Annotated in this window: 25 protein-coding genes and 1 tRNA gene; 6 read left to right on the forward strand and 20 right to left on the reverse strand. The window is 58.4% G+C overall.

The features are described 5' to 3' along the window. Positions 1 to 39: 39 nt before the first annotated feature. The 6 genes from B5V00_RS02965 to ispE all read right to left on the reverse strand — a co-directional run bounded on the left by B5V00_RS02965 (position 40) and on the right by ispE (position 5514). Positions 40 to 2076 carry a sodium-translocating pyrophosphatase gene (locus B5V00_RS02965; protein ID WP_085009266.1) on the reverse strand — a complete coding sequence of 679 codons (2037 nt, stop codon included), beginning with the start codon at positions 2074 to 2076 and terminating at the stop codon, positions 40 to 42. A 65-nt stretch (positions 2077 to 2141) separates the two neighbouring features. Further along, positions 2142 to 2744 (reverse strand): aminoacyl-tRNA hydrolase, encoded by a 603-nt coding sequence (gene pth / locus B5V00_RS02970; RefSeq protein WP_245803901.1) that lies wholly within the window; start codon positions 2742 to 2744, stop codon positions 2142 to 2144. After that, positions 2741 to 3364: a 50S ribosomal protein L25 gene (locus tag B5V00_RS02975; protein WP_085009268.1), complete on the reverse strand. Its 624-nt coding sequence runs from the start codon at positions 3362 to 3364 to the stop codon at positions 2741 to 2743. The genes pth and B5V00_RS02975 overlap by 4 nt, the downstream gene beginning before the upstream one ends. A gap of 54 nt (positions 3365 to 3418) precedes the next feature. Further along, positions 3419 to 4375: a ribose-phosphate pyrophosphokinase gene (locus B5V00_RS02980; protein ID WP_085009269.1), complete on the reverse strand. Its 957-nt coding sequence runs from the start codon at positions 4373 to 4375 to the stop codon at positions 3419 to 3421. 188 nt (positions 4376 to 4563) lie between these two features. Beyond that, a tRNA-Gln gene (locus B5V00_RS02985) sits at positions 4564 to 4638 on the reverse strand. Positions 4639 to 4668: 30 nt separating this feature from the next. Further along, positions 4669 to 5514 carry a 4-(cytidine 5'-diphospho)-2-C-methyl-D-erythritol kinase gene (ispE, locus tag B5V00_RS02990; RefSeq protein WP_085009371.1) on the reverse strand — a complete coding sequence of 282 codons (846 nt, stop codon included), beginning with the start codon at positions 5512 to 5514 and terminating at the stop codon, positions 4669 to 4671. A 639-nt stretch (positions 5515 to 6153) separates the two neighbouring features. On the opposite strand from ispE, the gene B5V00_RS02995 reads away from it, so the two are divergent. The 6 genes from B5V00_RS02995 to B5V00_RS03020 all read left to right on the forward strand — a co-directional run bounded on the left by B5V00_RS02995 (position 6154) and on the right by B5V00_RS03020 (position 12022). Beyond that, positions 6154 to 7146, forward strand: coding sequence for a TRAP transporter substrate-binding protein (locus tag B5V00_RS02995; RefSeq protein ID WP_085009270.1), 993 nt, complete (start codon positions 6154 to 6156; stop codon positions 7144 to 7146). An 81-nt stretch (positions 7147 to 7227) separates the two neighbouring features. Continuing rightward, entirely contained in the window at positions 7228 to 7785 is a 558-nt protein-coding gene (locus tag B5V00_RS03000; RefSeq protein ID WP_085009271.1) for a TRAP transporter small permease, read from the forward strand. Then, a complete protein-coding gene (locus B5V00_RS03005) occupies positions 7782 to 9179 on the forward strand; it encodes a TRAP transporter large permease (RefSeq protein WP_085009272.1) in 1398 nt (465 codons plus the stop codon). Before B5V00_RS03000 ends, B5V00_RS03005 begins: the two co-directional genes overlap by 4 nt. Positions 9180 to 9252: 73 nt before the next feature. Further along, a complete protein-coding gene (locus B5V00_RS03010; RefSeq protein ID WP_085009273.1) occupies positions 9253 to 10284 on the forward strand; it encodes a TRAP transporter substrate-binding protein in 1032 nt (343 codons plus the stop codon). A 181-nt stretch (positions 10285 to 10465) separates the two neighbouring features. Continuing rightward, on the forward strand, positions 10466 to 10954 hold the full coding sequence (locus tag B5V00_RS03015; protein ID WP_085009274.1) for a universal stress protein: 489 nt from the start codon (positions 10466 to 10468) through the stop codon (positions 10952 to 10954). Positions 10955 to 11038: 84 nt separating this feature from the next. Further along, positions 11039 to 12022: a TAXI family TRAP transporter solute-binding subunit gene (locus B5V00_RS03020; RefSeq protein ID WP_085009275.1), complete on the forward strand. Its 984-nt coding sequence runs from the start codon at positions 11039 to 11041 to the stop codon at positions 12020 to 12022. Here B5V00_RS03020 and B5V00_RS03025 read toward each other — a convergent pair. From B5V00_RS03025 to cdaA, 14 genes are all read right to left on the reverse strand, one after another. Further along, complete coding sequence (locus tag B5V00_RS03025; protein ID WP_085009276.1) at positions 12001 to 13131, reverse strand: dihydrolipoamide acetyltransferase family protein; 1131 nt, start codon at positions 13129 to 13131, stop codon at positions 12001 to 12003. The two genes, B5V00_RS03020 and B5V00_RS03025, sit on opposite strands and share 22 nt — an antisense overlap. 125 nt (positions 13132 to 13256) lie before the next feature. Further along, positions 13257 to 13412 (reverse strand): SIR2 family protein, encoded by a 156-nt coding sequence (locus tag B5V00_RS16820; RefSeq protein ID WP_103114041.1) that lies wholly within the window; start codon positions 13410 to 13412, stop codon positions 13257 to 13259. 171 nt (positions 13413 to 13583) lie between these two features. Next, entirely contained in the window at positions 13584 to 14105 is a 522-nt protein-coding gene (locus B5V00_RS03030) for a ComEA family DNA-binding protein (RefSeq protein ID WP_172399601.1), read from the reverse strand. Between the two features lie 19 nt (positions 14106 to 14124). Next, positions 14125 to 15708, reverse strand: coding sequence for a citramalate synthase (gene cimA, locus B5V00_RS03035; protein WP_085009278.1), 1584 nt, complete (start codon positions 15706 to 15708; stop codon positions 14125 to 14127). Positions 15709 to 15785: 77 nt separating this feature from the next. Then, a complete protein-coding gene (locus tag B5V00_RS03040; protein WP_085009279.1) occupies positions 15786 to 17018 on the reverse strand; it encodes an aspartate kinase in 1233 nt (410 codons plus the stop codon). Between the two features lie 51 nt (positions 17019 to 17069). After that, positions 17070 to 18470 (reverse strand): dihydrolipoyl dehydrogenase, encoded by a 1401-nt coding sequence (lpdA, locus tag B5V00_RS03045; RefSeq protein ID WP_085009280.1) that lies wholly within the window; start codon positions 18468 to 18470, stop codon positions 17070 to 17072. After that, a complete protein-coding gene (gene tsaE / locus B5V00_RS03050) occupies positions 18467 to 18988 on the reverse strand; it encodes a tRNA (adenosine(37)-N6)-threonylcarbamoyltransferase complex ATPase subunit type 1 TsaE (protein WP_085009281.1) in 522 nt (173 codons plus the stop codon). The genes lpdA and tsaE overlap by 4 nt, the downstream gene beginning before the upstream one ends. Further along, positions 18985 to 19437 carry a CBS domain-containing protein gene (locus tag B5V00_RS03055; RefSeq protein WP_085009282.1) on the reverse strand — a complete coding sequence of 151 codons (453 nt, stop codon included), beginning with the start codon at positions 19435 to 19437 and terminating at the stop codon, positions 18985 to 18987. Before B5V00_RS03055 ends, tsaE begins: the two co-directional genes overlap by 4 nt. Continuing rightward, the gene (locus B5V00_RS03060; protein WP_085009283.1) at positions 19431 to 20990 is read right to left on the reverse strand and encodes an NAD(P)H-hydrate dehydratase; all 1560 of its coding nucleotides are present in this window, start codon (positions 20988 to 20990) and stop codon (positions 19431 to 19433) included. Before B5V00_RS03060 ends, B5V00_RS03055 begins: the two co-directional genes overlap by 7 nt. Beyond that, entirely contained in the window at positions 20978 to 21382 is a 405-nt protein-coding gene (gene acpS / locus B5V00_RS03065; RefSeq protein WP_085009284.1) for a holo-ACP synthase, read from the reverse strand. Before acpS ends, B5V00_RS03060 begins: the two co-directional genes overlap by 13 nt. After that, positions 21382 to 22095: a pyridoxine 5'-phosphate synthase gene (locus B5V00_RS03070; protein ID WP_085009285.1), complete on the reverse strand. Its 714-nt coding sequence runs from the start codon at positions 22093 to 22095 to the stop codon at positions 21382 to 21384. The genes acpS and B5V00_RS03070 overlap by 1 nt, the downstream gene beginning before the upstream one ends. Before the next feature lie 4 nt (positions 22096 to 22099). Then, complete coding sequence (glmM, locus tag B5V00_RS03075; protein ID WP_085009286.1) at positions 22100 to 23467, reverse strand: phosphoglucosamine mutase; 1368 nt, start codon at positions 23465 to 23467, stop codon at positions 22100 to 22102. After that, positions 23464 to 24198 carry a CdaR family protein gene (locus B5V00_RS03080; RefSeq protein ID WP_085009287.1) on the reverse strand — a complete coding sequence of 245 codons (735 nt, stop codon included), beginning with the start codon at positions 24196 to 24198 and terminating at the stop codon, positions 23464 to 23466. Before B5V00_RS03080 ends, glmM begins: the two co-directional genes overlap by 4 nt. Positions 24199 to 24201: 3 nt before the next feature. Next, positions 24202 to 25002 (reverse strand): diadenylate cyclase CdaA, encoded by an 801-nt coding sequence (gene cdaA / locus B5V00_RS03085; protein WP_139800627.1) that lies wholly within the window; start codon positions 25000 to 25002, stop codon positions 24202 to 24204. Positions 25003 to 25049 lie beyond the last annotated feature (47 nt).

A 25049-nucleotide genomic window follows, 5' to 3' on the forward strand; every position in this document is an offset into this window, starting at 1 on the left:
GGCCCCGGCTATGAAGTGATTCAGTTTTTCATCAGCCGCCTAGGCGAGCAGCGGGGCAATAACCAGCGAAACAACACTCATCAGCTTGATAAGGATGTTCATCGCCGGGCCGCTGGTGTCCTTGAAGGGATCGCCGACGGTGTCGCCGATAACGGCAGCAGCGTGGGCATCACCGCCCTTTTTCTCCCCTTCAATCTTGCCCTGCTCAATATATTTCTTGGCATTGTCCCAGGCGCCGCCGCCATTGGACATCATCAATGCCAGCAGCACACCGGCCAGAGTGGCACCGGCGAGCATCCCGCCGAGCGCTTCCTTGCCGAGTACAAGGCCGACCAGCACCGGGGCGACAACCGCGACCACGCCCGGCAGGACCATTTCCTTGAGAGCGGCGCGGGCGGAGATATCGATACACTTCTCAGGTTCCGGCTTGACCCCTTCCTTGCCTTCGAGCAGACCGGGGATTTCGCGGAACTGCCGACGGATCTCGTCAACCATCTTGCCTGCAGCGCGGCCGACGCTGGTCATGGTCATCGCACCCATGAGAAACGGCAGCGCGCCACCAACCAGCAGGCCGACAACGACCAGCGGGTTGATCAGGTTGATGCTCTGCAGCCCGACAGTGGTGGCATAGGCGGAGAAGAGAGCCAGGGCGGTCAACGCCGCCGAACCGATGGCAAAACCCTTGCCGATGGCAGCGGTGGTGTTGCCGATGGCGTCGAGGCCGTCGGTGATTTTCCGCACGTCTTCGCCGAGGCCGGCCATTTCCGAAATACCGCCGGCATTGTCGGCGATCGGACCATAGGCATCAACCGTCATGGTGACGCCGACGGTGGCCAGCATGCCGACGGCGGCGATGCCGATGCCGTAGAGCCCGGCCGTGGCGTTGGCGACCAGGATGCCGGCGCAGATAATCAGAATCGGCAGGCCGGTGGATTCAAGACCGACCGCCAGTCCCTGGATGATGTTGGTCGCCGGGCCGGTCTTGCTCGCCTCGGCAATACGCATCACCGGGCCGTGGGCGGTGTAGTACTCGGTAACCTGGCCGATGGCGATCCCGGCCAGGGTTCCGGCGAGAATCGCCCAGAAGACCCCGGTGGCGATGCCCAGCGCATGGATCATGATGAAGGCGGCAACCAGGAATCCGCCGGCGGCAACAAAGGTGGTGGCATGCAGCGCCTTGGCCGGGTCCATGCCCTTGAGAACCTTCATCGACCCGATACCGATAAGCGAAAAGACCAAGCCGACGATAGCCAGACCGAGCGGCAGCAGCATGGCGGCCGCTTTCACTTCGGCCAGACGGGTCAGGGCTTCCGGACCGCCGCCGAGTTTGACCAGCAGCGCCGGGCCGGCAGCCGCGGCGATGGCGATGGTGGCGATGATCGAGCCGACATAGGATTCAAAGATGTCGGCGCCCATACCGGCGGTATCGCCGACACAGTCACCGACGTTGTCGGCGATGACACCGGGGTTGCGGGGATCATCTTCAGGGATGCCGGCCTCGACCTTGCCGACCAGGTCGGCGCCGACATCGGCGGCCTTGGTATAGATCCCGCCGCCGACACGGGCAAAGAGCGCGATGGAGGAAGCCCCCATGGCAAACCCGTTGATGTACTTGGCCGTTTCCGGGTCACCACCGTACATGATGTAGGCGATGCCGACGCCGACCAGGCCGAGGGAGGCAACCGCCAGCCCCATGACAGCGCCGCCATTGAAGGAAACCTCAAGGGCCTTGGCCTGACCGTGAGCCCGGGCCGCCTCGGTGGTGCGGACATTGGCGCGGGTCGCGGCCTTCATACCGATAAAACCGCAGGTCATGGAACAGATAGCACCGCCGACGAAGGCGAGAGCTGTCTGATAGTTGATGCCGATGACGATCAGCACGAAGACCACGGCGATAAAGATGGCCAGCACCCGATACTCGCGACCGAGAAAGGCCATGGCACCGGCATGGATATCGTCGGAAATCTCCCGCATTTTCTCATTGCCGACCGGCTGAGCCTTGACCATGATGTACATCACAATGGCGATCACGAATCCGACCGCCCCCAGGATGGGAGCAAACATCTGCAGTTCCATTGGACTCTTTCCCTCTCTTCTTCTCTACACTCGGTTAATGTTTCCCTGCCACCGCGGACAGGTATTTAGGAAGTGAACAAATCCCGATTATTGTATGCGTTCATGCCGGCTTCGACACCTTCGCAAAGGGCGATCCGCAAGGCATCGACGGCACCGTCAAGAACCTGATCAAGAACCTTCCGTTCAGCGCTGCTGAACGGTTTGAGGACATGGGCCACAACATCCCCTTCACCGACCGGACGCCCGACACCGATTTTACAGCGGACAAAGTCGCCGTGACCAAGAACCTGACGGATGTGCCGGATACCGTTATGGCCGCCATGGCCACCGCCGAACTTGAACTTGATCCTCCCGAACGGGAGGTCAATATCATCGTGAACCACAATCAAATCCCCCGGAGCGATACCGAGGGACTTGAGGGCAGAGCCGATGCTGGCGCCGCTGAGGTTCATGTAGGTCTGGGGCAGCAGTACCGTTGTTTCGACCGCGGCCACCCTCCCGGCGCCATACAGGGCCTGATGCCCCTTGCGCTTGAGCGCTATACCGGCAACGGCGGCCAATCGCTCGGCCACCATGAAACCGACATTATGCCGGGTCAGCCGGTACTTTTCTCCGGGATTACCAAGCCCGGCCAGCAGTTTCACAGAATCCCCGCTTCGCGGCCTTATTCGGCTGCAGGCTCTTCGACCGCCGTCACCTCTTCGCCTTCTTCATCGGCAACAACTTCATCTTTGTGGCCGGTACAGGTGATGACGGTAAAGTTGACATCATGAGGGATCTCGACACCAGCGGGGGTCGCGATATCAGCGACATGCAGCACGTCGCCGATATTCAACCCGGTCACGTCAACCTCGATGGTGGACGGAATCGCGGTCGGCAGACAGACAACCTCCAGTTCATGGCGCACCACTTCGAGGTTGCCGCCGGCAATCTCGCCGGCCGACTTGCCCACCGGCACCAGGGGGACCATGACGCTGACCGTGGACGTCAGATCAACCGCGTGAAAATCAACGTGCAGAGTCTGTCCCCGCAGGGGGTCAATCTGCATATCCTTGACGATCACCTGCCTGCCGTCAAAAGCGCCATCCCCCTTGAGGGTGATCAGCGTATTCCAACCGGCATCCGGATCCAGACACTTGATCAGCACCTTCGGGTCGACGCTGATCGGGCAGGGCTCCATACCGGGGCCATACACCACGGCGGGGACCAGCGCTTCGCGACGCAGAGAGCGGGAAATGCCCTTGCCGACCTTGTTGCGGGCGGAAACATTAAGTTCAACGTGTGCCATATCTATGATCCTCCAGTAAATTCTCGAAAATGATGTTCTGTTCTCCGACCCTCGTCAGACAAACAGGGAACTGACCGATTCGGCCCCATGAATACGCCGGATCGCCTCGGCGAGCAGACCTGCCACCGAAAGCACTCTCAGCTTGGAACATTTTTCAAGCTTATCTTCAATACCGATGGTATTGGTGACAACGACTTCCTCAAGAGCACTGTCATTGATCCGCTCCAGGGCCGGGCCGGAAAGAACCGGGTGCGTGGCGCTGGCATAAACCTTGTCGGCACCCTGCTTGATCAGCGCCTGGGCAGCCTGACAGAGAGTTCCGGCGGTATCAATCATATCGTCGACAATCAGACAGGTCTGCCCTTCCACGTCCCCGATGATATGCATGACCTCGGAAACATTCGGACCACTGCGCCGCTTGTCGATGATTGCCAGCCCCGCGTCAAGGCGCTTGGCGAAAGCACGGGCACGTTCCGTACCGCCGGCATCGGGAGAGACGACCACCAGGTGCTGATCCCGGAACCGCTCCATGACGTCAGCCAGAATAACCGGAGCAGCATAGAGATGATCAACAGGAACATTGAAAAAACCCTGAATCTGCCCGGCATGCAGATCCATGGTGACCACCCGGTCAATACCGGCCACCGCAATCAGGTCGGCGACCAGCTTGCTGGTGATCGGCGTGCGGGGCGCCACCTTGCGATCCTGACGGGCATAACCGAAATAGGGAATGACCGCCGTAATGCTGGCCGCCGAGGCCCTCTTCAGAGCATCTGTCATGACCAGCAGTTCCATCAGGGTATTGTTCGACGGCTTGCAGGTGGACTGAATCAGGTAAACATCACAGCCACGGACATTTTCGCCGATTTCGACCATGATCTCGCCATCGGAAAAGGTCTTGACTTTGGCTTTGCCGAGAGGGACGGACAGGTTGTGACAGATCTCCCTGGCCAGTTCGGGGTTGGAATTCCCGGCAAATATCTTCAACTTGTCGACGACCTTACTGCTCATATCCGCTACCCGTAAAAAAACGATGAGGCCATGGAAGCGCCATGACCTGCCCGGTTGCCGAGGGAGAAAGACGGGACCCGTTCCAACGCCTTCCGCTATTCATTAAACGTGAACCCTGAAGACCCATCCCGCTGCTGCCTTTGCACCATGACAAAGGACCAGCAAGGAGACCGGTCACAACTGCGAAGTGGCTGGGGCGCCAGGAATCGAACCTGGGAATGCCGGAATCAAAATCCGGTGCCTTACCGCTTGGCGACGCCCCATGAATGCCTTCGCGCCCGCAGTCTGCCGGTTCAGGGCAACGACCGAACCACAAAAGTACTCCACCCGGTGGCGACGGAGATGCTCCGCTCTGCCTCGCGAGCGGCCGACTCGGAATCAAACAGACCGAAAACAGTGGCCCCGCTGCCCGACATCAGAGCCCCCAGAGCCCCGGCGGACAACAGTTTTTGTTTCATTTCCACAACCACCGGAAAACGACGGCAGGTCACCGCCTCAAGATCATTGTGAAACAGACGCACCAAGTCACCTGTATCCCGGGGAAACTCGCGCAGTTTAGCCGTCTGCCCGGGGGATGTCAACCCCAAATTTTGGAACACCCAGGCGGTTGAAACCGGGATATTCGGATTGACCAGCAGGTACCAAACCCGCGGCAGATCGGCCACTGGCCGGAGGCGTTCGCCAATCCCTGTTGCCCAGGCCGCCGAACCAAGCAGGAAAAAGGGCACATCGGCACCGAGACGAACCCCCAAGGACATCATTTCCGGGACGGAAAGACCCACCTTCAGCATCTGGTTGAGACCCTGCAGGACCGCGGCCGCGTCCGCAGAACCGCCCCCCAGACCGGCGGCAACCGGTATCTGTTTTTCAATGGTGATCACCACGCCACAATCGACCCTCGCCCGCTCCAGCACCATGCGAGCGGCGCGCGCGGCGATATTCTCCTCGCCACTTCCAAGGTCCAGACCGGGACAGATAACCTCGACCCCCGGCCGGTCACACAAGGAAATCGCCACCCGGTCATAAAGCCCCACCTGCTGCATCAGCATGGCCAACTCATGATAACCGTCGCTCCGCCGACCGAGGACATGAAGACAGAGGTTTATTTTAGCGGCCGCCCTGAACGTAGCCTGTTCAATCATCTCAACCATCCTTTAGTAATCAACCTTGCTGAACCTACTCCATGTCACGCCCGCATTCAACCGGGAATCTCCCTCAGGGTCGATGGGCAATTTTGGCCACCATCAACTCCTAATCGGCTGAAATTGGCCACCTGTTCAGGAAACCGGTCGTGCAGCCGGACAGACCATCGTTTGGCGCAACAGTCAAATAGAAAAGGATTCTATTTTCTTTCATGCCCGGTGGAAAATTCATCCCCGACGACTCTCGCCACCCCTGCCGTATACCCTGTATTTCAACAACTTGAGCATCCTTCCAGCCAGTTCCCACCCCCCTGCGGGAGCATTGCCGGCAGAGATGGATCCGTCACCAAACAGCGCAAAAGCAGCTTTTGATCCTGTTAAACATTAGTTTTGCGACATCCTTGAAAATGTTTCCAACATGCTGATTTCCATAAACTAATCTCCTTCAAAAAATTCAAACGGGAAATTTCGTTCTATTTGCTGGCATTCTATTTGCTCAAAAAACGTAAGTTACGGATTCGTTCGGGCTGGACAGCTCCGTATGCGAATCGGCGTTCCAATAGGCATCCATGCCTTTAAGGTGTTGCTATGGTGGCAACATTATTATCACCCATCACGCAAAGAGGAGAGTTGAACATGAAAAAGAAACTATTGCTGGTCAGTCTGTTTGCCGCGGTTGCCATGGTCGTTACGGCCACGGCATCGTTTGCCGCCCCGATCGTCATCAAATTCTCACACGTGGTCGCGGAAAACACCCCCAAGGGCCAGATGGCCAACAAGTTCAAGCAACTCGTCGATGAGCGGCTGGCCGGCAAGGTCGTGGTAGAGGTCTTCCCCAACTCGCAGCTCTTCACCGACAAGAAGGTCCTTGAGGCGATGCTGCTCGGCGACGTGCAGATTGCGGCCCCTTCCCTGTCGAAATTTAAGAAGTACACCAAGAGCCTGCAGATCTTCGACCTGCCGTTCCTGTTCAAGAACATGGACGCGGTGGAAAAATTCCAGCAGGGCCCCTACGGACAGAAGCTGCTCCGGGCCACGGAGAAAAAGGGGCTGATCGGCCTCGGCTACCTGCACAACGGCCTCAAACAGCTCTCGGCCAACTCCAAGCTGGTTGTTCCTGCCGATGCCGCCAGGAAAAAATTCCGCATCATGAGTTCCGACGTCCTCGCCGCGCAGTTTGAAGCGGTGGGCGCCCTGCCGATCAAAAAACCCTTCTCCGAAGTCTTCACCCTGCTGCAGACCAAGGCGATCGACGGCCAGGAGAATACCTGGTCGAATATCTACTCCAAGAAGTTCTACGAAGTGCAGCCCTACATCACCGAGTCAAACCACGGCGTCCTCGACTACCTGGTCGTGACCTCGTCCGAATTCTGGAACGGCCTGCCCGCCGATATCCGCACCGAAGTCAAGAAAGCCCTCGACGAAGCCATCGCTTTCGGCAACAAGGTCGCTGCCGAGAAGGCGATTTCCGACCGCCAGAAGATCATCGACTCCGGCCGGTGTGAAGTCATCGAGCTGACCGACGCCCAGCGGCAGCAGTGGGTTGACGTGATGAAACCGGTCTGGAAGAAGTTCGAAGACCAGATCGGCAAGGAATACATCGAAGCCGCTGTCAAAGCGAACGACTAACCACGTTTGGAACAACCCTGACGCGGACCTCGCAGGGCGGGGTCCGCGTTATTTACTGCCCGGTGTCATAAGGAATTGATTATGTTGAACAGGATAATAAACAGCCTCGAAGAAGGGATCATCTGCATTCTTCTGGCCGCCATGACTCTTGAAGTCTTCATCGAGGTCGTCATGCGCTACGGCTTCGGAACCGGGGTCATGTGGGGAGAGGAACTGACCCTGCACCTCTCGGCCTGGATGGTCCTCTTCGGCGTCTCGTACGGCCTCAAGGTCGGCTCGCACATCGGTGTTGACGCCCTGGTCAAAATCCTCCCCCCTCTGGCACGCAAGATCGTCGGCGGGGTGGCGATCTGTGCCTGCCTTTTCTACTGCGCTCTCTTCATCGAGGGAGCCTGGGTCTACCTGCACAAGGTCTACAGTATCGGTCTCGAACTCGACGACATGCCGATCCCCAAATGGATCGCCCACAGCATCCTGCTGATCGGCATGGTGATGATCGCCTGGCGTCTGCTGCAGCTGTTGTGGGGAATTTTTACCGGCAAAAATGAAGGATTCGTCCTCACCGACGAGGCCAAGGAAAGCATGCGTCTGGCGAAAGAAACCGCCCAGGCGGCAGGTACGGGAGGTGAATCCAAATGACCACGGCGGCACTGTTTGTTCTTCTGCTCCTGTGCATGCTGACCGGCATGCCGATCGCATTTGCCCTGGGGCTGTCGAGCATCACGACAATCCTGCTCTTCTCACATGACTCGCTGGCTTCGATCGCTCTCAAGCTCTTCGCCACCCAGTCCGAACATTACACACTGCTGGCGATCCCCTTTTTCATCCTCTCGTCGACCTTCCTGTCGACCGGCGGAGTCGCCAACCGCATCATCAATTTTGCCACGGACTGCGTCGGCTGGATCCGCGGTGGACTGGCCATGGCGTCGGTTCTCGCCTGCATGATCTTCGCCGCCGTTTCCGGCTCGTCACCGGCCACCGTTGCCGCCATCGGCTCGATCGTCATCACCGGCATGGTCAAGTCGGGATATCCGAAGGAGATGGCCGCCGGGGTCATCACCAACGCCGGAACCCTCGGCATTCTGATTCCGCCTTCGATCGTCATGCTGGTCTACGCCGCCGCCACCGAGCAGTCCGCAGCGCGCCTGTTCATGGCGGGATTCCTGCCCGGTCTGATGATGGGCACCCTGCTGATGCTGGTCATCTACCTGGTCGCGCGGGTCAAGGGCCTGCCGGCGCAACCCTGGGTCGGATTCAAGGGCATTCTAAAATCGGGCGGCAGGGCCAGCGGCGGCCTGATGCTGATCATCATCGTGCTCGGTTCGATCTACGGCGGCATCGCCAGCCCGACCGAAGCCGCCGCCGTTTCCGCTGTTTACGCCTTCTTCATCGCCATCTTCGTCTACCGCGACATGGGGCCGCTCAAGGGAATGGTCTGGCGGCGTGAAGGAGATTCAGCCGGCACCGTCTTCGCCCGCAACCTGCTGCTGTCGATCAAGGCCTTTCCGCTGTCACTGTTTCACAAGGACACCAAGAAGGTCCTCCTCGACTCGGCCAAGGTTTCGATCATGCTGTTGTTCATCATCGGCAACGCCATGCTCTTCGCCCACGTGCTGACAACCGAGCGGATTCCGCACCACATCGCCGAGATCATCGTCAGCTGGGGCCTGCCCGCCTGGGGTTTCCTGATCGTGGTCAACCTGCTGCTGCTGGCGGCCGGTAACTTCATGGAGCCTTCGGCGATCATCCTGATCATGGCACCGATCCTCTTTCCGATCGCGGTCAGACTCGGCATCGACCCGATCCACCTCGGGGTCATCATGGTCGTCAACATGGAGATCGGCATGATCACCCCGCCGGTCGGACTCAACCTGTTCGTCACCGCCGGGATCACCGGAGAAAACCTGGTCTGGGTGCTTCGCGCCGCCCTGCCGTGGCTGATGATCCTGCTGTTCTTCCTGGCACTGATCACCTACATTCCGCAGATCTCACTCTGGCTGCCGGAATACATCGACTACCTCAAGGGGTACTGACAGGCGATCACAGACCTGCCGGCAGGGGCCACGGCTCCTGCCGGCAGGACATCCCTTCTGACGACCGGAAACGATGCGACGTTTGACCCGAAAAACCATCATCAGGCAGCTCGGCCTGCAACCCCGCCGCCTGTTCACGCTCCTGGTGCCTCTGTTCCTGCTGGCCGCCATTACGCCGGCTCCGGCCGCCCAGGTGACGATCAAGTTCAGCCACGTTGTTGCCACCGATACTCCGAAAGGGCAGGCCGCACTCTATTTCAAACGACTTGTCGAGCAGAAATCAAAGGGAACCATCAGGGTCGAGGTCTACCCCAACGCTTCTCTCTACAGCGACCACGAAGCCATCGAGGCGCTTTCCCTGAATGTCCTGCAGATGGCAGCTCCCGCATTTGCCAAGTTCACCCGGTTTGTCCCGGAACTGCAGCTGTTCGACCTGCCTTTTCTATTTGAAAACACCCGACACCTGCACCGGGTTCTCGACGGAAACGTCGGACGGGCCCTGCTCAGAAGTGTTTCCAAACGTGGCCTGGTCGGACTCGGATTCTGGGACAATGGCTTCAAACAACTGACGGCCAACCGCCCGCTGGTGTACCCTGCAGATGCCGCCGGCCTGAAATTCAGGATCATGAATTCCATGGTCCTGGCCAGACAATTCAGGGCTCTCGGAGCTCAACCGGAAGTCCTTCCCTTTGCCGAGGTCTACGGTGCCCTGCAGCACAAAACGATTGATGGGCAGGAAAACACCCTGTCCAACATCTACAGCAAAAAATTCTTTGAGGTCCAGAAGGATCTCAGTCTCACCAACCACGGCTATCTCGGCTACCTGGTGGTCACCAACCAGCTCTTCTGGAATCAGCTCACCGACCGACAGAAAGAAATTATCACCAGTTCGCTGCAGGAAGCCACCGCCTATATCCGTGGCAGGGCAGCCGAACTGAATCGGCAGAGCCTGAAAGCCATCAGGTTCTCCGGCAAAACCCGCATTCATGACCTGACCCCTGAACAGCGTCATGCCTGGCAGACCCGACTGCGGAAAATCTATCCCGAATTCTACGACACGATCGGCAGAAGGCTGATCGAAGACACGGTGGCGGCAGAACAATAAACACTGCCGGTGAGACGCAGAAAAGACCACTTCCATACCTGTCCGATTCTTATCTGCGGCTGATCAAAAAATCACTGAACCATGTTAAAATTATCTGGCTACCAGCACCGGCGAGCGGCCGGACAAGAACAGAGGATGTCGTTGTCGTTATTTCCTGAAACACGATTGATAAGGAGACCCCATGCTGCCTCAATACAAGAACATTCTCGTGACCACTGATCTCAGTCCCAACTCGGAGCACGCGTTCCGCCACGCGGTGATGCTGGCCCGTCACAATGATGCCAGAATCCATCTGCTTCATGTCGTCCCCGAAATTGATGCGACGGTTCGCAGCTATGTTGCCGCGGTCATGGGGGAAGGAAAACTGGAAGACTTTGAAGCTCAGCATGAGACCAGGGCACAGGCCGCGATCCACGCTGAAATCGATCATTTTGCCACCACCGAACTGACCGATCATCCAGAGGATCTGAAACGTTTTGCCGGAAGCATCGTCACCCACGGCCCGACCGTCGCGAAAATCCTGCAGGTCGCCGATCAAATCAAGGCCGACGTTATCGTCATGGGAACACACGGTAAAGGGGCCCTTGAGTATACCTTTCTCGGCAGTACTGCGGAGAAGGTGCTGCGCAAGTCGAAACGGCCGGTCTTTGCCATTCCACTTCCGAACTGAGAGAAGATCCTTTCGTCATCCTATGCGGGACGGTACAGGGTCTTCCCTGTACCGCCCTTTCTGCATCAGTTCGAGGAGGGTCTGATGACCATTCGCCGGCCTTTTACGGTTCTGGCAATACTGTTCCTGCTCCTCCTGGTCCCTCCGCAGACCGGAGGAGCCGCGACAACAACACTCCAGTTCAGCGGCGGCCCCGACGGTGGAACCTTCCAGTACTTCTCCAACGGGATTGCCACCCGCCTCAGCCGTCTGGCCAACAACCTCGAAGTCAACAATCTTTCATCGGCCGGCTCCGTGGAAAACATTCGCCGTGTCAACGCCGGCGAAGCCGATTTCGGCATCGCTTATGCGGGTGACATTTTCCTGGCCGCAAAAGAGAGGCTCGACAAAGACCCCCAAAACGACCTCAACGTCCGGGTCATGGCCTACCTGTACGGAGCACCGGTCCACCTGGTCACTCTCGCGAGCAGTGACATTCACCAGGTCAAAGACCTTGTCGGGCACAGGATTGCTGTCGGGGGAACCGGTTCAGGCGCCGCGGCCGCCGCGCAACGCTACTTCACCGCACGAGGTCTCTGGACACGGATGAAGATTGAATTCATCGGATACAGCGAGGCGGCGCGAGCTCTGGCCGGCGGCCGGATAGACGCCATGTGGATCCTGGCCGGATGTCCCAATGCCAGCGTCACCCAACTCGCCGCCCGAAAAAAGATCCGCCTGCTGGACACCTGGGAAACCGGGGTCGAAAAACAGCTCCTGCAAAACTACCCCTTCTACGACCCGGTCACCATCCCGGCCGCCACCTACCCCGAGCTCGGCAGGGACATCAGGACTTTTCAGGATGCCGCTCTCTGGATTGTCGGCAGCCTGGTCCCGTCAGAAATCGTCCATCGCGCCCTGGAAGATATTTTCAGCCCTGAAGGATTGAGCTACATGGTCAAGGTCAAGAGTACCGCCCGGGCAATGTCCATCACCGGCGCACTGACAGGAGTCGTAACACCGCTTCATCCGGGAGCGGAAAAATTCTGGGAAGAAAGGGGACTGACTCAGCTCCCCTCGTCACCATAGTCACAAGTGAGAAGAGTTATCGGTGCTTCCAGATAACTTTTCAGCGTCATCATGAATTCAGCCGCATCCGCGCCATCCAGAATCCGGTGGTCGGCCGCCAGAGTCATGCGCGCCACAGTGGCAACCGCCGGTTCCCCATGATCATCGACAATCACCTCGCCCCGCACCGTTCCGACCGCCAGCACCGCCGCCTGGGGAGGAGTGATGATGGCTCGAAAGGATTCAACTCCGAGCATGCCCATGTTGGTGATCGTGAACGTTCCCGCATCAAGATCTTCCGGCAGCAACCGGCCCCGCTGTGCCCGGTCAACAAGCTCGGCGGCCCGGCGGCTGATTTCCTTCAGACTCATCCCACTGCAATCCTTGAGGACCGGATTGTAGAGCCCCCGGTCCGTCGCGACCGCCATGACGATATTGACGTTCGGCTGTTCAACGGCCTCACCGTCAACCCACCAGCTGTTCACCCAGGGATGTTCCCGCAGAGTCCGGGCCGCAGCGGCCAGAACAAACGAATTAATGGTAATACCAAGATCTTTACGAAAACGAATGACATCTGTCATATCGATCGCGTAAGTGACATAAAAATGGGGGATGGTACGCCATCCTTCCGTCATCTTGCGCGCCATGATACGCCTGATTTTCACTGATTTCTTTAATTTGGCAGGTTTCTCCGGAGTTTCCCGCATGGGCTCTGTCGCCCCGGATGAAACACCGGCAACCCGTTCGACATCCTCCAGAACAATCCTGCCCCCGGGTCCGCTGCCGACAAGGGTCGCGGTGTCCAGACCCAACTCCGCGGCTCTCTGTTCGGCCGCCGGTGACATGGAACCTGTCTCTCGACAATCCGCCGACACCTCCCGGCACCCTTGCGGATCATCACTGATCACAGCGAGAACGCCGCCGACCGGCACTGTCTCACCGACTGCGGCCGGCAACGCGGAAATCACCCCATCACAATCGGCTTCCAGCTCAATCGTCGCCTTGTCGGTTTCAATGTCGGCGATGACAAGCCCCTTACGGACCGGATCACCGACTCCGACGCGCCAACCAAGCAGGGTTCCCTCCTGCATCTCCTCACTCAATTTCGGCAAACAGATAGTCTTCCCCATACCATGTCTCTCCCCAAATAGATCGCAACACGACGTCACGAAAACAGTTTACCCTCTGCAACACCAATAGCAAAAGGCCGGGCGTGCGGCCCGGCCTTTTGAAACTCAAAATCAACGTGGGTTACTCAACCCAGAAAAACATTATTGTTCCTCGCCCGGTTGGCGAGAATCGTCGGATCGACCACCTCACCACAGGAGCAGCATTTCCAGGCGTCGAAGGAACGAACAAAATCGTAATACTTCTCAGCGTACATGCGTCCACGGCATTTCGGGCATTTCATGGCGTCTCCTCCTTGTTCAATGGTTTGATCAAATCCTTGACAGGATGTTTTCTTTCCCTTGTGCCATCGAACTATTTCACAGGACGTGCCAGACTTGAAAAAATAAAATGACTTTTTTGGTAATGTTTCTCCAGAAATTTTTTTCTCTTTATTTTTCAGCAACTTCTAAGATCAAAATAATGCTGAATTTTTTCTTAATACTGCAGGACCGATACCGGGAACTCTCTGAAGTCCATTGAAGTTACGGAAATCGCCATATTTTTGACGATTCTGAATGATCCGCCGGGCCAAACCGGGCCCCACGCCCGACAAAAAACACCAATCCGATTCTGTCATGCGGTCAGGATGAAGCGGTATCCGTAGAACAACCCGCTGTGCCGCAGGCATCCAATGCCTCACAAGAACCTGTTTTTGCGCCTGATTCCCTGTAAATTCAAGGCATTCACCACTTCTGATCGGCATGCTCCGCAACGCCCGCGCGAGACGGGACCGATTTTCGGGAGAATCCGTCATCAAAATGACGGACAATGCATCAGAAGCGTCAGAAAATTGGTGGACTCCCGGACTGTGAAACCCTTTCCCAAGTGATATCAGTAACTTATTATGGTCAAAAACAAAAGACGGGGTCCCCCGATGCAGCAGGGGACCCCGGTAAAAAGATGCGGCTGTCAGAACCAGCAGCAACAGGCCCAACAGGAGGGCGCCATCCCGTTTACTCTTTCTTGTCGGCAGCATAATCCTGGACAAGTTTATACTGGATGGCGTCGATCAGGGCCTGGTAGGAAGCATCGATAATGTTGTCACTGACACCGACGGTTCCCCAACGGGAATTTTTATCTCCAGACTCGATCAGAACCCGGGTAATGGAAGCCGTACCACGGCCTGCCGGCAGGACCCGAACCTTGTAGTCAAGCAGTTTCATCTGCTTGAGCTGTGGATAGAACTTCTCCAGCGCCTTGCGCAGGGCGTGGTCGAGAGCGTTGACCGGCCCCCGCCCTTCAGCCGCGGTATGCTCGATCTTGCCACCGACCTTGACCTGGATCGTCGCCTCGGAAAGAGGATTGTCATCACCATGGCGCTTGGTATCGATCACCCGGAACCCGAGGACCGAAAAGAAGTGCCGCAGAGTGCCGAGAGCCCGACGCATCATCAATTCAAAGGAGGCTTCCGCTCCTTCGAACTGGAACCCCTGGTTCTCAAGGTTTTTGATGGTTTCAAGAATCTCCTGGGTCACCGGGTCCTTGCTGTCAAGGTCAATGTTGAACTGCTCGGCCTTGGCGAGGATGTTGGAACGACCGGAAAGATCCGAGACCAGCACCCGCGTCAGATTGCCGACCTTCTCCGGCCGAATATGCTCATAGGTTTCGGGGTGTCTCTGGATGGCGGAAACATGAACGCCCCCCTTGTGGGCGAAGGCCGAATTGCCGACATAGGGCTGATGCTTGTTCGGCACCAGGTTGGCAAGTTCGTACACCGTCCGCGAAGCGATCCGCAGCTGGCGCAGCTGGTCCTCGGTCATGCACGGGCGGTTCATCTTCAGGGTCAGAGCCGGAGCGATGGAACAGAGATTGGCATTGCCGCAGCGCTCACCGAAACCATTGATGGTTCCCTGGACATGAACGGCGCCGTGCTCAACAGCGGTCAGGGAGTTGGCAACGGCACATTCGCTGTCATTATGGGCATGAATCCCGAGCGGAGTGCTGATATGCTTCCTGACGTCGTCAATGATGTCGGCGATCTCAAACGGCAGGGAGCCGCCGTTGGTATCACACAGGACAATGCAGTCAACGTCAGCATCGGCAGCCGCCTTGAGCGTCTGCAGGGCATACGCGGGGTTGGCCTTGTAACCGTCGAAAAAGTGTTCGGCATCATAGATCACTTCACCGACATGCTGCTTGAGATAAACCAGCGAGTCATTGATCAACTCAAGGTTCTGTTCCAGAGAGATCCGCAACGCCTCGCGCACATGGAAATCCCAGGATTTTCCAAAGATGGTGATGGTATCCGGCTCGGCCTGGATCAGGGTACGGATATTGTCGTCATCTTCCGGTTTGACTCTGGCCCGACGGGTCGATCCGAAGGCGGCGATTTTAGCCTGTTTGAGGGAAATGTTGCGAATCTCCTTGAAGAAAGCGATATCCTTCGGATTGGATCCCGGCCACCCGCCCTCGATATAATGAATGCCGAGATCATCGAGCATTTCGGCAATACGAACCTTGTCGGCGACCAGAAACGAAATATCTTCGGCCTGGGTGCCGTCCCTCAGGGTCGTATCATACAAACGGATCTGACTCATACTCTCCTCCCCTTCTCAAAGGAGCCCGCCCACATCGGCAGGCCACCCGCAAAATGGCTGCGCCGCGGCGCAGCAGTCTATTCCTGCTGCACATCCTCGGCACCCAGCCCGAAGGCCTCGTGCAGAACACGTACCGCCAACTCGGTATATTTCGCGTCAATAATACAGGAGACCTTGATCTCGCTGGTCGAAATCATCTGGATGTTGACCCCCTCCTGCGCCAGGACCTGGAACATCTTGCTGGCAACCCCGGAGTGAGAACGCATGCCGACACCGATGATGGAAATCTTGGAGATCGCCTCGTCGCTGCGAACCTCGGCGGCACCGATTTCCCGGGCGGACTCCCCGACAATCTGCAGGGCCTTGCGATAATCTCCCTTGGGGACGGTGAAGGTCATATCGGTGATGCCGTCACTTGAAACATTCTGAATGATCATGTCGACGGTAATGTTGGCATGCGCCAGCGGCGTGAAGAGCTGCGAGGCGATGCCGGGCTTGTCGGGGACTCCCAGCACGGAGATCTTGGCTTCATCCTTGTTGTAGGCGATTCCCGAAACCAGCACGGTTTCCATATCGGCATCCTCCTTCGTCACCAGGGTCCCCTGGTGGTCGTTGAAACTTGAGCGGACGTGAATGACCACGCCGTATTTCTTGGCAAACTCGACACTCCTGATCTGCAGCACCTTGGCCCCCAGCGAGGCCATTTCAAGCATCTCGTCGTAGGAGATCTTCTCAATCTTGGAGGCATTGTCGACAATGCGCGGATCGGTGGTGTAGACGCCGTCGACGTCAGTGTATATCTCGCAGACATCGGCCTTGAGAGCGGCCGCCATCGCCACCGCGGAGGTATCGGAGCCGCCGCGGCCGAGGGTGGTGATATTGCCGTCCGGATCGATACCCTGAAAACCGGCGACGATGATAATGCTGCCGGCATCGAGATCGTGCCGCACCCGGGCATCGTCAATACTGTCGATTCGGGCCTTGGCGTGAACGGCATCGGTCCGTACCGGGATCTGGCTGCCGAGATAACTCTTGGCGGCGTACCCCATCGACTGCAGACACATCGCCAGCAGACCGATCGTCACCTGTTCTCCGGTCGAAACAACAACGTCGTACTCGCGCTCGTTGGGGAATTCACAGATCTCCCGGGTCAGGGCGACCAGGCGGTTGGTTTCTCCGGCCATGGCCGAGACGATGACCACGACATCGTTGCCTTCATCATAGGTTTTTGCCACGCGGCGGGCAACATTGCGGATCCGTTCGACCGTACCGACCGACGTTCCGCCGTATTTCTGAACCACCAGAGCCATGGTTCTTCCATCCTCCCTGAGAAACCGGCCCCCTTCGGAGTGCCGGAATTGTTAACGTTTACGCCGTCCGACCTTGTGAACGGCCAGACCGCTGACATCCTCGGCCGCCTCCTTGACCATCTCCGGAAGAGTCGGGTGAGAATGAATAATTTCACCAAGCTGCTCTGCTGTCAGACCGGCGGCCATGGCGGCACCGACCTCGGCAATCAGGGTCGAGGCATCGGCCCCGGCGATCGATGCGCCGAGCAGGCGCCCGCTCCCCTTTTCGGCAAGCAGTTTGATCGACCCTTCGGTTTCACCTTCACAGACCGCCTTGCTGGTCGCCAGGTAAGCGAAGCGGCCGACCGCAACCTCGATCCCCTGTTCCTTGCACTGCTCTTCACTGAGACCGACCTGGCTGACTTCGGGCAGAGTGAAAATGGAACTCGGCACCACCCGGTAGTCGGCATGCGCCGAACCACCCAGCGCATTGGTCACAGCAATGCCGGCCTGGTAGGAGGCAACATGAGCCAGTTGAATGCCGCCGGTCACGTCGCCGATGGCATAGACATCATCAACGCTGGTGCGCATCTGGTCATCAACCTGAACACAACCACGTTCATCGCAGGCGACACCGACCTCCTCAAGCCCGAGACCTTCGGTATTGGGCCGCCTGCCGATCGCGATCAGCACTTTTTCCACCTGCAGGACGTCACCACTTGAAAGTGTCGCCCTGACCCCGCCGTCAACGGTCTCAAGAGCCGTGACCGAGGTTCCGGTGTGAACCTTGACGCCCTGCTTCTGAAAGCTTTTTTCAACCTCCCGTACCGCCTGCCGGTCACTCATCGCCAACAGCCGCGGCAAGGCTTCGACCACCGTCACCCGGCAGCCGAAAGTTGAAAAAATACTTGCAAATTCACAACCTATGTAGCCCCCCCCGACCACCAGCAGGCTTTGCGGAAGGTTCTTAATAGCAAGAATTCCGGTACTGGTCAAAATATTTTCCTCGTCAACCGGCAGGCTTTTCGGCACCGCCGGCAACGACCCGGTCGCCAGGATAATCTTTTTCGCCCGGACGTGACCGACCACCCCGCCTCGCCGCACCCGCAAGCGTCCCGGACCCTCCAGGGCTCCACGGCCGCGAAACAGGTCGACACCATGCCCCTTGAGCAACTGCTCAACCCCGCCGACAAGTTTCGCCACCACCTTGTCCTTGCGTTCAGCGGCGCGGGTATAATCAAAATTGAGCGAAGGGATATCGATGCCGTGATCGGCAGCCTGCCGCAGACGACGCAGCAGGTGGGCGGTACTGAACAGGGCCTTGGTCGGAATGCAGCCGCGATTGAGACAGGTTCCGCCGGCCTTGTCATCTTCAATCACACAGGTCGCCGCGCCGGCACGGGCAGCCTTGATCGCCGCGACGTAACCACCGGGGCCCGCTCCGACGACTGCGATATCAAATTCCTTCATCATTTCCCTCCCTGACAACCCGTCATCTGCGGGCCGTTTTCCGTTTGCCACCTGTTACGAACCTGCTCCAGCCAAGCTTCGGCCGGACCTCCGCGGGCATTGAAGCTGAGCAGACGCTCGTCCTCTTTCCTACCATATCCGAGCCGCAGGAAGATTCCCGGCGGCTGCAGATCCGGGAAACGGTCCAGCCACTCGACCAACGTGACACCAGTTCCGTAGAGACAGTCATCAAAACCGATCTCATCCAGTTCGGTGATATCCGTGAGGCGGTAGAGATCGAAATGAAACAGCTGCAGTCTCCCCGGATAGAGATTGAGCAGGGTATAGGACGGGCTGGTCACCGGGATCCGCTCCGGGACTTCCAAACCGGCAGCCACTCCCTGGGCAAAACAGGTTTTTCCCGCCCCCAGTTCACCATTGAGAAACAGCGCCGCCCCCGCCGGAGCGGTCGCACCGAACATCCGACCGATGCGTTGGGTCTCCTCCGCGCTGCGACTGAGCCTTTCCCAGCAACGGTTCATAAATTCATCGAGCGAATGATATCAAGCCGGCCGACCACGCCGAGGACATGACGATTGTCATCCACGACCGGAACCAGGTGAACTTTTTTATCGACCATCAGCTGCGCCAATTCGGCAACGGTTGTTTCCGGTCGACAGGTCGGCGGGTCACGACGACAGATGGCATCGACCCGGCGGGCAGTGACCTTCGCGACTTCCTGCCGGAACTCCTTTTCGCTTTCGAGATAGAAAACCCAGTCAAAGATCGAAATGACGGTCGGAATATGCAGGGGACGGTCCTGCTCGACCAGATCGGTCTGGGTGACGATACCGAACAGCTTCTTCTGTTCATCGATCACCGGCAGGGCGTTCTTGTCCAGTTCGACAAACTTTTTCCCCAGTTCATCGACGCTGGTGTCAGGTGTTACCGTATGGACCTCGCGGGTCATGATGTCAGCAGCGGTCAGCATAGCAAGCCTCCTTTCAAAGCCTGGCGGGTCGGGGGAATTTCGGCGGCCAGTTCACCGGCGAGCATGCCGGCATCCCCTATTCGGCAACGCAACCGGTCGGCAGCGGCGCCATGCAGGTAGACACCCAGGCGTGCCGCTGCAAAACTGTCCAGTCCCTGAGCGAGCAGTCCACCGATCAGCCCGGTCAGGACATCGCCGCTGCCGGCGGTAGCCAGCAGCGGATTGCCGCTGCTGTTGACCGCCAACTCTCCCGCGGGAGACGCAATCAGCGTCGGTGCCCCCTTGAGGACCACCACCACGTCCCGGAGTCTGGCGAAATCGCGAGCCGCGGACGGTCGGTCGGCTTCAACCTCGGCGACAGTTGTTCCCAGCAGACGCGCCATCTCCCCGGGATGCGGCGTCACCACCAGTGGTTCTGCATCACGACGACGCAAAGTCTCAGTTGCGTCGGCCAGGACATTGAGAGCATCCGCGTCGAGCACCATGGGACCTTTCCAGTCGTCAAGCAGACGGGTCACCAGGGTCTGGATCGAAGAGGACTGTCCCAGACCGGGGCCGATGGCGAGCGCCTGTTTTCCGACCGTCAGCCGCGACAGCGCATCGGCCGCCGCGGACGCGATCTTTCCCTGATCCTCGGCCATCGCTTCCGTCATCACTTCCGGAACCGCGGCCGCGACAATCGCCTGCTGGCTGCCGGGCACCGCCACCGTGACCAGTCCTGCGCCACTGCGCAAGCCGGCTTTCGCGGCGAGAACCGCCGCTCCGCTTTTACCTCGGGAACCGGCAATCAGCAGGAGATGCCCGAAGGTGCCCTTGTGTCCGCAACAGGGGCGATCCGGGAGCAGGGAGCGCGCCACCTCCGCGGTCAGCCAAAAGCAGCTTTCGTCCAGATCTTCGGCCAGACGTTGCGGGATGCCGATATCGGCAATACGCAATTCTCCCCGCAACTCGGCACCGGGATGCAGCAGGTGACCGAGTTTCGGCGCGGCAAAGGTGACCGTCACATCGGCCCGGACGGCACAACCGAGTTGCCGACCGCTTCCGGCGGCAACTCCCGACGGAATATCGACCGCCACCACCGGTCCGGCAAAGGCGTTGATCCACGCGACGGCCATCACCGCATGACCGCGAAGGTCGGCATTCAGGCCGGTACCGAACAGGGCGTCGACCACCAGTTTCGGCTGACAACGAGCCAGTTCGGTCCGCAGACTTTCCTCGTCGGCGACGACTGTGATCTTTCCATGGCGATTCCGCAGTGCCCGCAGGTTGACGGCGGCATCACCAACAACCTGATCGGCCTCGGCCAGCAACAGGGTTTCAACCTGCCAGCCGCGATCCAGCAGCAACCGGGCAACCACGAAGCCATCACCGCCGTTATTCCCTCTGCCGCACAGAATCAGCACCGGCCCAGGAGAAAGGTCGGCGTACTCACGGCACAGAACATCGGCAACCGCGCGTCCGGCGTTTTCCATCAGAACGACGCCCGGCACCCCGATCTCCTCGATGGTGCGCCGATCCAGTTCGCGCATCTGTTCGGCAGTCAGGACTCGCATAACTTCTCCAGTATAACAGTTGCCATGGCGTAATCACCGTCATGGCTGTAGGAGAGTACCGGCGGCAGCAACCCGCGCTCCGCCTGCAGTTCGGCCGCCTTTCCCGTCAGGACAAAGGATGGTTTTCCCAGCGCGTCACGAACCACCTCCATATCCTGCCAGCTGAGCCCCTGACGCAGGCCGAGGCCATAAGCCTTGAGCAGTGCCTCCTTGGCGGCGAAGCGGGCGGCGAAGTGACGGGCCGGAACCGCCCGGGCCAGGCAGTCATCCCGTTCCGAAGCGGTGAACAGCCGCCTGAGAACCGCCCGGGACGGGTCGGCAAGCAATTTTTCAAAACGGGAAATGCGAACCAGGTCGACGCCCAACCCGGCAATGGAAGATGACAACTGCATCAGCTGATCAGCGCCAGCATCTCACGCACCGCGCGCTCCATGCCGACCAGCACCGCTCTGGAGATGATGCTGTGACCGATATTGAATTCATGAAACCCGCTCAGCGCCGCGACTTTATCGACGTTCTGGTAATTGAGACCATGTCCGGCGTTGACCCCGAGGCCAAGCTTGCGACCGGCCCGCAGGGCGGTTTCGATCTTCTCCAGCTCCTGACGGCGAAGCTGGTCGGTCCGCGCCTCGCAATAGGATCCTGTATGGATTTCAATAAAGTCGGCGCCGGCCCGATGGGCCGCCTTGACCTGCTCGATGTCAGGGTCGATGAAAAGGCTGACACTGATACCGGCCTGCCGCAGAAGGCCGGTCTGTTTCTTGATCAGGTTCCGATGCAGGCAGACATCCAGCCCGCCCTCGGTGGTCAATTCCTCGCGTTTTTCCGGGACCAGGGTGGCACTGTCGGGGAGAATATCAAGCGCGATCCCGACCATCTCGTCCGTTGCCGCCATCTCCAGGTTGAGCCGTGACTGTACTGTCTGCCGAAGCAGACGCACGTCACGATCCTGGATATGGCGGCGATCTTCGCGCAGATGCACGGTGATACCGTGGGCTCCGGCAAGTTCCGCCAGAGACGCGGCGATAACCGGGTCGGGTTCACTGACGCCGCGGGCCTGACGCACCGTGGCCACATGATCAACATTGACACCTAGTTTTGCCACCGGATCAAGCCTCCTCTTCCGCGCCGATTTCAGTTTTGACCATGGCCGCGATGTCATCCGCCATTTCGGCAATCTGCCGTTTGTCAGGCCCTTCCAGCATGATCCGCAGCAACGGTTCGGTACCCGAATAACGGATCAGCACCCGCCCTTCCCGACCGAGCTTCTGCTCCACCGCGGCAACAGCTTTCTGCACACCGGGGCATCCCGAAAGATCGCGTCTTTCGGCAACCCGGACGTTGACCAGCACCTGAGGCAGAGCGGTCATCACCCGGGCCAGTTCCGAGAGTCTGCGCCCGCTGCGTTGCATGATCGCCAGCACCTGCAGCGCGGAGAGCATACCGTCGCCGGTGGTATTGTGATCAAGAAAAATCATGTGCCCCGACTGCTCGCCACCGAAATTGTAGCCGTTACGGCGCATTTCCTCGACCACGTAGCGGTCGCCGACGGCGGTACGAACCATCCGGCCGCCGGCCTCACGCATCGCCAGTTCGAGGCCGAGATTGCTCATCACCGTCGCCACCAGCGTGTTGTTGGCCAGCGTTCCGGAGTCGAGCATCCGGGTGGCGCAGATCGCCATGATGTGGTCTCCGTCGACCTCGTTGCCGAATTCATCGACAAAGATAACCCGGTCAGCATCACCATCTAAGGCAATACCGAGATCAGCCCGATTCTCACGCACTGCTTCGGCAATCCCTTCGGGATGCAGGCTGCCGCAACCGGCATTGATATTGGTCCCGTCCGGAGACACTCCGAGACGAACCACCTCCGCCCCGAGTTCCTCAAGCACCGCCGGTGCGACCTTGTAGGCGGCGCCATGGGCGCAATCAAGGACAATCTTGAGACCTTTAAGGTCGAGATCACGGGGAAAGGAATTTTTCAGGAAGACGATGTAACGGCCGCCGGCATCATCGATACGGAAGGCCTTGCCGACCTCGGCGGCAATCGGTCGCAGGGCATCGATTTTTTTCGAGAAAATCAGATCTTCGATACTCAGTTCCTGCTCATCGGGAAGTTTAAATCCGTCTCCGGAAAAAAACTTGATGCCGTTATCCTGATAGGGATTGTGAGACGCGGAGATCACCACCCCGGCATCGGCCCGCATCGACGAGGTGATAAAGGCGATGCCCGGGGTCGGCAGGGGCCCGACCAGCAACACGTCAACGCCCATGGAACAGATCCCGGCGGCGAGGGCATTTTCAATCATATAACCTGAAAGACGGGTATCCTTGCCGATGACGATACGATGTCGCTTCACACCGTCCTTGAAAATATAGGCCACCGCCCGTCCGAGCTGCATGGCGATTTCACTGGTCATCGGGTGGATATTGGCAACGCCTCGCACCCCGTCGGTTCCGAACAACTTCTTCTTCATTTTGTGTCCTGTTTTTTGCCGGCGGAGCCCTTGGCACCACCGGCAGCTTCAGCCGGGACCTTTTCTACCAGGTTGCCCTCCGGCTCAGGGGGGCCCTTAATTGTGACCTGCACTTCAACCGCCGCCTGTCCAATCAACCTGGTATAGGTGCCGCGATAAGCAACCGGCACCATCAGCGTAAAACTCTCCTTGACCCCGGTCAGGTCAACCGGCTCGGTCTGGACCTGGTGGACATTTTTCAGCTCACTCTCGGCACCCTCGATCGTAACCTTTGACGGTTTGATACTGACCTTGACCAGTTTGTAGCCTTCGGGCGGTTCACCGCTGACAGCCACCTTGACCGGAACACTCTTCTTTTTAACCCGTTCCAGCTTGACGTCGACATAGGAGGGAGAGAGTCGCGTGACACGCAACGCGCTGGGGATATTGAGCCGTTCATCAAGTCGCTTAAAGGAAGTGATTCCCGGTTCAAGGCCCTTCAGATCGACAGAAATACTGATATCCTGCGGGCTGAGATTCATCAGCAGGGTACGTGGCCCACTGATACGCACATCGATCAGATTCGGCACTTCGTTGGCAATCATCATCCCCTCCGGGATATTGCCGAGGTTGAGGGGGACGGAGAGGCCGATTTCCTGTCGTCGTTCTCCCATGACAAAAAACCACAGAACCAGAGCGAAGATCAGTGAAATCAGTTTCAGGAACCAGTTTTGCGCCAGACTACTCAGCATAAATCACCGTTTCTTCGGGGATTTCCGGGTCTTGCGACTCTTCGGCTCCAGCAGTTTCTTCAACACCCGTTTCAAGCCGTTAGAATCGAGATCACGAGTAATCCGCCCGCCGATAACCACCGAAATCTTGCCGGTTTCCTCCGACACGACAATCGCCAGAGCATCGACCAGCTCGGTGAGCCCGATAGCAGCGCGATGCCGGGTTCCGAGAGCCTTGCTGACGGTGGTATCCTGGGTCAGCGGCAGAAAACAGCCGGCACGTTTCAGGCGGCCCTCCTGCAGAACCAGCGCGCCGTCGTGGATCGGGGCCTTGGGATTGAAAATGGAAATGATAAGCTCGCAATTGACCTGGGCGTCAATCTCGACGCCAACCTCAAGAAAATCGTTGAGCCCGGTTTCGCGTTCAATGACGATCAGCGCGCCGATGCGCTTGCCGGCCATAATGACACAGGCCTTGACCAGCTCCCCCATGATCGCGCTCTCTTCCCGATACGACATATCGGCAAAAAAGGGATTCCGACCGACGTGAATCAACGCCCGCCGGATATCATTCTGGAAGATGACAACGATCACCAGGATGATTGAAGAGAGGAAATTATCGAGCAGCCAGTGCAGGGTATAGAGCCCGGTGGCCTGGGAGACGACATAGACGATCAGAACCACCGCCAGGCCGAGCAGCATCTGCACCGCGCGGGTGCCTTTGATCAACAGGATGATGCGATAGATAATAAACGCCACCAGCCCGATATCGAGTGCATCGAGCAACCAGCGAAAATCATGCAGTGCGTCAATCAGACCGCCCATGGGGCTCCATCCTGTGCAGCAGAGAAATAACGGGAATCATTCGTCCC

Origin of the sequence: Geothermobacter hydrogeniphilus, from assembly GCF_002093115.1 — a bacterium.
In the GTDB taxonomy this organism is placed as follows: Bacteria; Desulfobacterota; Desulfuromonadia; order Desulfuromonadales; family Geothermobacteraceae; genus Geothermobacter_A; species Geothermobacter_A hydrogeniphilus.